Origin of the sequence: Arthrobacter sp. H41 (genome assembly GCF_000520535.1) — a bacterium.
GTDB lineage: Bacteria > Actinomycetota > Actinomycetes > Actinomycetales > Micrococcaceae > Arthrobacter_D.
In genome coordinates this window covers 112,242-121,070 of sequence record NZ_KI914760.1, presented here as the reverse complement: position 1 = coordinate 121,070, position 8,829 = coordinate 112,242, and the positions used below count along the sequence as shown (strand labels likewise).

Annotated in this window: 11 protein-coding genes, 3 tRNA genes and 1 pseudogene; 11 read left to right on the top strand and 4 right to left on the bottom strand. The window is 67.0% G+C overall.

Annotated elements, in window-relative coordinates:
* Positions 1-798: LysR family transcriptional regulator (locus tag Y705_RS16770; protein WP_155849867.1), on the bottom strand; the 798-nt coding region annotated here is incomplete at its 3' end.
* A gap of 99 nt (positions 799-897) precedes the next feature.
* Here Y705_RS16770 and Y705_RS0102425 point away from each other — a divergent pair.
* A complete protein-coding gene (locus tag Y705_RS0102425; RefSeq protein WP_253908450.1) occupies positions 898-1,674 on the top strand; it encodes a 3-hydroxybutyrate dehydrogenase in 777 nt (258 codons plus the stop codon).
* Between the two features lie 10 nt (positions 1,675-1,684).
* Here Y705_RS0102425 and Y705_RS0102420 read toward each other — a convergent pair whose 3' ends face one another.
* Positions 1,685-3,136 (bottom strand): NCS2 family permease, encoded by a 1,452-nt coding sequence (locus Y705_RS0102420; RefSeq protein ID WP_026531703.1) that lies wholly within the window; start codon positions 3,134-3,136, stop codon positions 1,685-1,687.
* Between the two features lie 104 nt (positions 3,137-3,240).
* On the opposite strand from Y705_RS0102420, the gene Y705_RS0102415 reads away from it, so the two are divergent.
* Complete coding sequence (locus tag Y705_RS0102415) at positions 3,241-3,882, top strand: copper resistance CopC family protein (protein WP_081737706.1); 642 nt, start codon at positions 3,241-3,243, stop codon at positions 3,880-3,882.
* A gap of 45 nt (positions 3,883-3,927) precedes the next feature.
* Here the strand turns inward: Y705_RS0102415 and Y705_RS16765 are convergent, their stop codons facing one another.
* On the bottom strand, positions 3,928-4,581 hold the full coding sequence (locus tag Y705_RS16765) for an FAD-dependent monooxygenase (protein WP_049822151.1): 654 nt from the start codon (positions 4,579-4,581) through the stop codon (positions 3,928-3,930).
* A 262-nt stretch (positions 4,582-4,843) separates the two neighbouring features.
* Between Y705_RS16765 and Y705_RS16760 the strand changes: the two genes are divergently transcribed.
* Positions 4,844-5,866, top strand: coding sequence for a universal stress protein (locus Y705_RS16760; protein WP_049822150.1), 1,023 nt, complete (start codon positions 4,844-4,846; stop codon positions 5,864-5,866).
* A gap of 26 nt (positions 5,867-5,892) precedes the next feature.
* Here the strand turns inward: Y705_RS16760 and Y705_RS0102400 are convergent, their stop codons facing one another.
* Positions 5,893-6,264, bottom strand: coding sequence for a metallopeptidase family protein (locus Y705_RS0102400; protein WP_049822149.1), 372 nt, complete (start codon positions 6,262-6,264; stop codon positions 5,893-5,895).
* Positions 6,265-6,422: 158 nt separating this feature from the next.
* Between Y705_RS0102400 and Y705_RS0102395 the strand changes: the two genes are divergently transcribed.
* The 8 genes and pseudogenes from Y705_RS0102395 to Y705_RS22085 all read left to right on the top strand — a co-directional run.
* Positions 6,423-6,495 (top strand) — tRNA-Glu (locus tag Y705_RS0102395).
* 89 nt (positions 6,496-6,584) lie between these two features.
* Positions 6,585-6,658: transfer RNA gene (locus tag Y705_RS0102390), tRNA-Asp, on the top strand.
* Positions 6,659-6,736: 78 nt separating this feature from the next.
* Positions 6,737-6,812: transfer RNA gene (locus Y705_RS0102385), tRNA-Phe, on the top strand.
* A gap of 167 nt (positions 6,813-6,979) precedes the next feature.
* A complete protein-coding gene (locus Y705_RS0102380) occupies positions 6,980-7,474 on the top strand; it encodes a hypothetical protein (RefSeq protein WP_155849865.1) in 495 nt (164 codons plus the stop codon).
* A 118-nt stretch (positions 7,475-7,592) separates the two neighbouring features.
* Positions 7,593-8,063, top strand: coding sequence for an Asp23/Gls24 family envelope stress response protein (locus tag Y705_RS16755; RefSeq protein ID WP_049822148.1), 471 nt, complete (start codon positions 7,593-7,595; stop codon positions 8,061-8,063).
* A gap of 10 nt (positions 8,064-8,073) precedes the next feature.
* Entirely contained in the window at positions 8,074-8,265 is a 192-nt protein-coding gene (locus Y705_RS0102370) for a DUF2273 domain-containing protein (RefSeq protein WP_026531699.1), read from the top strand.
* Entirely contained in the window at positions 8,262-8,609 is a 348-nt protein-coding gene (locus tag Y705_RS0102365) for a hypothetical protein (protein WP_026531698.1), read from the top strand. The genes Y705_RS0102370 and Y705_RS0102365 overlap by 4 nt, the downstream gene beginning before the upstream one ends.
* A pseudogene (locus Y705_RS22085) lies at positions 8,606-8,829 on the top strand (hypothetical protein); the annotation flags it as partial. The gene Y705_RS0102365 and the pseudogene Y705_RS22085, both read left to right, overlap by 4 nt.

The window sequence follows — 8,829 nt, the reverse complement described above, 5'->3', positions numbered from 1 at the left end:
CCGAACGACGAGCCAGTAGTCGAGCTTCTCCGCAATGTCATCCGGCAGCAGCCGCACCAGGTCCGGGTGCCGGTCCGCCATGAAGCAGGGCAGGAGGCCCAGGCCCGCCCCGGCCCGCGTCGCCTCCACGTGCACGAAGACGTTGGTGGAGCTGAGCGAGTCCCGCATCGACGGCAGGAGCCGCCGTGGAGCGTCGAGGCTGTCCACCTGCAGCATCGAGTCGATGAAGTACACCAGGGGATGCGCCAGCACCTCGTGGACCGATTCCGGCCGGCCGCGCTCTTCGAGGTAGGACCGCGCCCCGTAGAGCCCCAGCACGTAGGCGCCCAGGCGCACGGCTTCGGCCCGGTGCACCTGCGGTTCCCCCACCACCACCTCGAGGTCGAGGCCGCTCCGCGTCTGCGACGCACGGCGTGTGGCCGCAACGATCTCGATGCTCAGCGCGGGATTCGCCGCGCGCAGCCGGGCAAAGGCCGGAGCCGCGATGTAGGCACTGAAACCGTCAGTCGCGCTCATCCGCACGACGCCGGTGAGTGCACCGCCGTCGTCGTCAGCCAATTGCGCGACGGCGTCGGCCACGCCCTCGGCGGCCCGCACCGCCCGCCGCCCGAGGTTTGTCAGCTCCCAGCCGCCGCTCGAGCGTAGCAGTACGTGCCCGCCCAGGGACTTCTCGAGGGCGGCGATCCGCCGGGACACGGTGGTGTGATTCAGGCCGAGCGAGTCGGCTGCAGAGGTGAACCGCCCGGATTTGGCGACGGCAAGCAGGATCAGGAGGTCCTGCGGATCGGGGAGTCGCACTTCTGCAGTATCGCAGACTGCTCCTGCTGATTTGGCTATTGCTGGCCACTGGAACCTGCGCGAATACTCGAAAGGTCAGCGCCGACCGAGGAGATTCCCATGAGTACGATGCCCGATCCACCGCAGCACGGAAAGTCCCTCGAGGGTCGGCGTGCAATCGTGACCGGGGGTGCCAGCGGCATCGGAGCTGCGTGCGTGCGTGCGCTCGCAGCCCGTGGCGCGGTCGTCGTGGTGGCCGACCGCGACTCCGACGGTGCGGAGGCGCTGGCTGCCGAGGTGAACGGCGAAGCATGGGCAGTGGACCTGCTGGACACGCGGTCGCTCGAGACTCTCAGCCTCGACGCCGACATCCTCGTCAACAACGCCGGCATCCAGACCATCAGCCCCATCGAGGAGTTCGACCCCGAAGCTTTCCGGCGCATCCTCGCCCTCATGCTCGAGGCACCGTTCCTCCTGATCCGGGCGTGCCTGCCGGCCATGTACGCCAAGGATTTCGGACGCATCATCAACGTGTCATCGGTCCACGGGCTGAGGGCCTCTCCCTACAAGTCGGCCTACGTGGCGGCGAAGCACGGCCTGGAGGGGCTGTCGAAGGTCACGGCGCTGGAGGGCGGTGCCCACGGCGTCACCAGCAACTGCGTGAACCCGGGCTACGTCCGCACCCCGCTCGTGGAGAACCAGCTCGCCGACCAGGCACGGTTGCACGGCATCACCGAGGACGAGGTGCTGTCCAGGATCATGCTCACCGAGTCGGCCATCAAGCGGCTCGTCGAGCCGGCCGAAGTGGCCTCCCTCGTGGCATGGCTCGCCGATGACGACGCCGGCATGGTCACCGGCTCCTCCTACGTCATGGACGGCGGCTGGTCCGCGAGGTAGGGCCGCCCACCTAGATCCCGAGTATCTGCTCGATCGGACCGATGCCGAAGAACACCACGAACGCTCCGGCGACAGCCCACATGAGCGGGTGCACCTCGCGGCCGCGCCCCTGGATAGCGCGGATCAGCACGAACGCGATGAAGCCGGCCCCCAGGCCGTTGGCGATCGAGTAGGTGAACGGCATCAGCGTGAACGTCAGGAACGCCGGGATGGCAATGCCCCAGTCGTCGAAATTGATGCGGCCCACCTGCGCCACCATCATGAACCCGACGACGACGAGCGCGGGCGCCACCGCCTCGAACGGCACCAGGCTGATCAGCGGCGTGAAGAACATCGCTAGCAGGAACAGGACGCCGGTCACCACGTTGGCGAGGCCGGTGCGTGCACCCTCACCGATTCCCGCGCCCGATTCCACGTAGATCTGGTTCGACGACACGGAGCCCGCACCGCCGGCAACGGCACCCAGGGCGTCGACGATCAGCACACGATCCACCCCGGGGATGTTTCCCTTCTCGTCGACGACCTTGGCCTCGTTGGCAAGGCCCACCATCGTGCCCATCGCGTCGAAGAAGATGCTCAGCAGGATGGTGAAGGTCAGGAGCATCGCGGCGGTGGCACCGAGGTGGCCGAAGGCTCCGAACAGGCTCACGTTCCCGATCAGGCTGAGGTCGGGAAGGCCCACCCACGCGCCGGTGGGCAGTTCCGGCACCACGAGCGACCAGCCCTGGGGGTTGGGATCCTCGCCCGGGATGAAGCTGGGGCCCACGTTCGCCACGGCCTCGACGACGACGGCGAGGACGGTGGCGGCGAGCACTCCGATGAGGATGGCTCCCCGGACACGGCGCACCACGAGTGCGATGGTGAGGATCAGGCCCACGACGAAGACGAGCGTCGGCCATCCGATGAGGACGCCCTCGAAGCCAAGGCCCACCGGTACGGTGGTCTGCGCGACGTCGGGGATGCGGCGCACGAATCCGGCATTCACGAGGCCGATCAGGGCGATGAAGAGCCCGATGCCCACCACGATCGCGGTCTTCAGGCTCTCCGGGACCGCATTGAAGACCGCGGTCCGGAACCCGGTCAGCACCAATACCAGCATGGTGAGGCCCGCAAGCATCACGAGGCCCATGATGTCCGGCCAGGTGAGTCCCGGGTTCGTGGCGACGGTGATGGCCACGAAGGCGTTCACCCCAAGTCCGGTGGCCAGGGCGAACGGGTACTTCGCCCACGCGCCCATGACGATCGTCAGGATGCCCGCCACAAGAGCTGTGACGGCGGCGACCCGCTCGAACCCGAGCTCCGCGCCCGACGAGTCGGCTCCCGCAAGGATCAGCGGGTTCAGCACCACGATGTAGCTCATGGCGAAGAACGTGGCCACGCCTCCGCGGATCTCCCGTGAAGAGGTGGACCCCCGCTGGGTGATCTCGAAGTAGCGGTCCAGCACGGAGCCTTGTTTGAGCATGGGGGTCCTTCGGAAGAGGTGGGCGCTTGCTCGAAATCCTATCCCGGCACGGTTACCGGCTTGCTACCCAGCTTCGTGCCAGTTCCGACCGATAGGCTTGAATCATGCCTTCCTCGTCTTCCGCACCCGTTGCCCGCTCCACCCGTCCCGCGCACGCCCTGCGGAACGCCGCCGTTCTCCTCACTGCGATGGTCACGATGCTGCTGTCGCTGCTCACCGCCGCTCCCGCGCTGGCCCACGATGACCTCGCCAGCAGCAATCCCCCCGCAGGCGGCACAGTGGACGTCCTGCCCGCCACGGTGGAGCTGATGTTCTCCGAGGTGCCGTCGGGAATCGGCGCCGAGGTGCAGGTTCTCGACGACGCCGGCACGGACTGGGCGGAAGGTGCGCCGCAGATCGTGAACGCCTCGGCGCAGCAGGCGGTGCGTCCGGGGGCGCCGGCAGGTGAATACACAGTCAACTGGCGCGTGGTGTCCTCCGACTCGCACCCGATCGAGGGATCCTTCACCTTCACCGCAGCATCAGGAGCGGCAGCAGCACCCGGCGTTGCTACAGCCCCCGGTGAGGCAGCAGCGCCTGATGCGGCAACCACCGGCCTTCCCCTCGAGACGGCTGAAGCGGAGTCGCCGGACACGGAGACTGCGGGCGTCAGCGATTTCCCGTGGAGCATCATCGTCATGATCGCGGTGCTGCTGGCCCTCGCCGTCGGGCTGGGGATCACGGCACGCAAGCGCCTGAGCCGCTAGCGGACCACCACAGGCAGTTCCCGCGCGGACGGCGGTGCTGCGGCATCAGGCCCGGAGTGGAGATACCGCGGGAAGCGGCGGAAACTGGGCGATGGCCCGGGAACCTGCCACGATGGCGTCACTGACGAGCTTCGCCTGCCGCACGATCTCGCGGGTCGTGGGGGTCAGCAATTCCCCCACTCCCACCAGGTGAAGCCCGATCGCGCGCAGCGCGGCTTTGAAGTCGCTTCCGATGGCGATGCCCATGGAGCGAAGTAGGCGCCGCAGCTGGTTCTGCGGGTACTTGGTGAGTACCACGTGGTCGGCGAGCAGGACGCCGTCGGCCGTCTGCACCGCCCACTTCTTCGAGACGGGGACGCGGTCCTCCGGAAGGATCTTCGAATGGCCGATGATGCTCAGGTGTTCCGCGATCGTGGAGTGCCGGACATCGAGCCGATGACTCGAGGCATAGCCCCGAAGCAGGCGCATCAGTTCGGAGCGCTCCGAGAGTGATACAGAATCGGTCATCACGGTACGGCAGGCCCCGGAATCGAGGCACTCGAGGCTCTCGACAACGATGGAGTCGATCCCCCGGCGGCTCAGTTCACTCGCTACCGCAAGCCCGGAGAGGCCTGCGCCGATAACCACGGTGGTGGTCAGTTCCGCGTAGGCACACGCGCTGGACGCTGCGCGGACCGATTCAAGCGGCAGAGAAGTCACTATTGATACCTCCGGTGAGAAGGATAATTCCGTACGGTCCGGCGCCTCTTCCGGACCGTACGGACCCCTGGCTGCGAACGGGTCAACCAGGAGCATTGCGTGCGAAGCCGGCCCCCCTTTCGGGTGGCTCCGCTCCACGACAATTGCTCGAAGCCTATATAACTTTATGCACCGTGGATAGACCGCGGATTCTGAGTAGGCTACAAGTAGAACACCCGTGACCGCGACCCGGTCAGGGACGTAGAGCCAAAGGAGGTTCGCCGTGGGCAATTCGCCTGTAGGGGATTCGTTTCAGGCCTCTGGGAGGCATGGCGTCGTGGTGGGGGTCGACGGCTCCGACCAGAGCGTATGCGCACTGTTGTGGGCCGCACGTGAGGCCGAGCGGCGGAATGCGCCGCTCCACGTGGTCACCGCCTACACCATTCCGGTGTTCGCGGCTTCCAGCATGGACGCCGGGTACGCGACCGTCGACGACGCCGTCATCCGCGAAGGTGCGCGCAGCGTCCTCGACGAATCGCTGACCTACCTCGAGGGTTCGAGCGTCGAGGTTGTCCCGCGGATCGAAACCGGGGACGCGGCAGGGGTTCTCCTCGATCTTTCCGAAGAGGCCGAGCTCGTGGTGGTCGGTTCGCGGGGGCGTGGGGGTTTCGTCGGCCGGCTGCTGGGGTCGGTCAGCAGTGCGCTGCCGGCCCACGCGAAATGCCCCACGGTCATCGTTCCGCTCTGCAGCTCCCCCCGCCTGGGCAGACCGGAGCTCGCCGAGAAACATCTCAAGAGCGGAACCGTGCCGTCGAAGGAGGGTGTGGAGCCCATCGTCGTCGTGGGTGTCGACGGCTCCGAGCATGCCCGCACGGCATCGCTCGCGGCCGCCGAGGAGGCGCAGTCGCGCGGACTGGCGCTTCGCGTGATCTGTTCGCTGGCCCCGTTCAACGGTTCACTGGCCTGGGTGCCGGCACCGCTGGATCGTGAAGCGCTGCACGCGGACATCACCGTGCAGCTCAACGCCGGCAGGGACTGGCTCCAGAGCCACTTCCCGGGCCTGCCGATCACCGTGGAGTTGAAGGACGGCCCGCCGGCCGAAGTCCTGATCAAGGCTTCGGCGACATCGGAACTCCTGGTCCTCGGCACGCGGGGGCGGGGCGGCTTCACGGGGATGCTGATGGGGTCCACCAGCCAGGCGGTGCTGCACCATGCCAAAGGTCCGGTGCTGGTGGTGCCCGACCGCGACGATCCTCGCCTGCAGGACAGGGAATCCTTCGGGCCGATGATTCCTTCCGTGGGGTAGGCGGTTGTCCCGGGGTGAGCCGAGATTCAGCCCCACCCCAGCTCATGGAGGCGGTCGTCGTCGATCCCGAAGTGGTGCGCCACCTCGTGGATCACCGTCACGAGGATCTCCTCGACCAGTTCCTCGCGTGTCGAACACGCCCGCTGGAGGGGCTGCCGAAAGATGCTGATCCGGTCCGGAAGGGAACCGGCATCCCACCAGGAGTCCCGTTCGGTCAGGGGAGTACCCTCATACAGCCCCAGCAGTTCCGTGTCGGGTTCCTCACCGGGTCCCGGCTCGTACTCCTCCACCACGAAGATCGCCACGTTGTTCATGGCGCGGGCGAGGTCGTCGGGAATCTCGTCGATGGCGTCGTCGACGGCGGCCTCGAACTCCGCGAGGCTGATGTCTATCGGCATCCTCGGATTCTAGTGCGCAGGCCTGTGCCGATCGTCCCGAGGGGGGCTATTTTGTGTAATCGAGATCGAGGCCCTATAGTTTTAGACGTCCACAGCAGGGAAGAATTCCCCGGAAATCCAGTAATTTCGGGGGCAGCTCGAACCCCGGTGTGATCCAGGCCCCCATCGTCTAGCGGCCTAGGACACCGCCCTTTCACGGCGGCGGCACGGGTTCGAATCCCGTTGGGGGTACGCAGGACAGGCCGCATCAGCGGTTCTTCCGCCAGCAGGGATGCTGGTAGGATGAAGATCTTGTAAAAATGCAAGTGCAAGAAAAGCTAGGCCCTGTAGCGCAGTTGGTTAGCGCGCCGCCCTGTCACGGCGGAGGTCGCGGGTTCAAGTCCCGTCAGGGTCGCTCAGGCGGCTTAGGCAGTACCGGTTCAGACGTACGAATAAGCCCGGCTGGAAACGGTCATCGTCAAGATGGTTGCAAGGCTCTGTAGCTCAGTTGGTAGAGCGTTCGACTGAAAATCGAAAGGTCACCGGATCGACGCCGGTCGGAGCCACCACTGAACACCCCGCTGGTCCTCAGGGAGCGCGGGGTTTCTGTGTTTAATCGCAGCATGGAGTGGGCTGTGGCCATTCTGCCCGGTGCAAGCCGCCTGCGGGAGGGCCGGGAGAGTATTTCACTGCCCGCGCGTTGGAACCCGGGGAGCACAACTTGGAGGGGCCCGCCTTGAGACTGCCTGTCACTGCCGTCTGCGCTGCAGCCGTAGTACTGCTTGCCACCGGGTGCAGCAGTGGTACGGGCAACGATTCCGCCCCGGCGATCAATATGCCGCAGCCTCCTACCGTGCGCGACTCCCTGCAGCCCGATGGGACGGGAACCGGTGGACCGGGGACTATGGAAGCGGCTCCCGGCACCGCGCCGAACCCTGAACCTTCCGACTCCTGCGTGATGGTGGCCGGAGGGGTGTCCTCCATCCTGCTCGCGCCGATGAGTCTCCGCTCGCACTCCGATCCCGCAGCCGTTGCCGCGCTGCGGAACCAGATCCTTGGACTGCGCGGAAAGGTCCCGGGAGAGCTGCACGGGAACTTCACGGTGCTCGCCGGAGCCGTGGAGGTTCCGCCCCAGGGCTCCGGGGAATTCGACGAACGGGGTTTCCGGGAGGCGTTGAAACCGGTACAGGACTGGCTGGGCGCACACTGTGCCGGGCAGACGTCCGGATAGACCGGCCGGGCCCTCGCGAGCCTCTTTCGACCCGCCGTGCCGAAGCGCAGGGACAGCAATGCGCAGATGCGACCCGTGCCGGGGCTTAGGCTGGGCACACGAGAAAGGGGCGCACTGAATGGATGAACGAAACGGCGGAAGCCTGATCCGGCCGGCAGGGGACGGGGTGGCAGGACGCACGGTCATCGGTGACCCGGCTGCCGTGAAGATCGCAGCGATCGCAGCGCGCTCGGTGCCCGGGGTGCATGCACTCGGCGCGGGAACCGGCCGCGCGCTCGGTGCCATCCGCGACGCCGTCGGCGGCAGCGACCTCGGCCAGGGCATCCGGGTGGAGGTCGGACAGACCCAGGTGGCGGTGGATATCAGCCTGGTGGCCGATTACGGCTACCCGCTGAATCGGCTGGCGGATTCGGTGCGTACCGCGGTCTGCCAGGCAGTCGAGGAGCTGGTGGGTCTTGAAGTGATCGAGGTGAACGTGGAGATTGTCGATGTCCACATCCCCGGCCTCAATGACGCCCGCAGCAACGAAATCCGCAGCGCGGACAAGGGCCGCGCGCCCGGCGCTTCCGCACGCACTCCCATCGAGTAAGGAAACTCCCATGACACCCACCCGGACTGGAATGGCAGTAGGGGCGGTACTGGCCTTCGCCGCCCTTTCCTTCGGTTTCTGGGGATTCCTCCTGACCGCGCTGCTGGTGGCATGCGGGGCGGTCAGCGGGCGGATCCTTGAAGGCAAGCTCGATCTCCGGAGCGTCCGCGATGCCCTTGCCGGACGCCGCTCGTCCTCATGACCGCAGGACACACCCGGATCACCACACAGGCGCTGGCCAGCACGGCACAGGCCGTGGCTGCTGAAACGCTGGGAATCCCGGCGGGCGACGTGAGGGCCTCCTTCGACGATGAAGCCGGTCTGCTGGCACTCCACCTCGCGCTGCCGCTTCCCATTCCGCCGCTGGCCGCGTTAGTGACCGACCCCTCGCTGGTTGAATCCTTCGGCGGCTCGCTGACCCGCCGTGCGCAGGATGCGCAGGCAGTGATCCGGATGCGGGTCCAGCATTTGACCGGGGCCCGGCTCAGCCGGGTGGACCTGCGCGTCACCGGCATTTCGGTGGCCCGCGAACGGCGGGTGACGTGAGCGATCGGGTCGCCGCGGTGACTCCGCGCATCCTGCGGCGGGAACTGCACGCCTCGCGTGCCGTTCCCGCAGTCCTCACTGCCGTCGTCGTCGTGCTCGTCAGTGCCCTGCTGTTCCTGGAGGCCGTCCTGAAGGCCGTGGGCGATCCACCGTTCCTCCTGGATTTCGAGCGCGCTGCAGCCTGGCTCGGACGTCTCCCCGCCGGCGCTGAGCCGGCGGC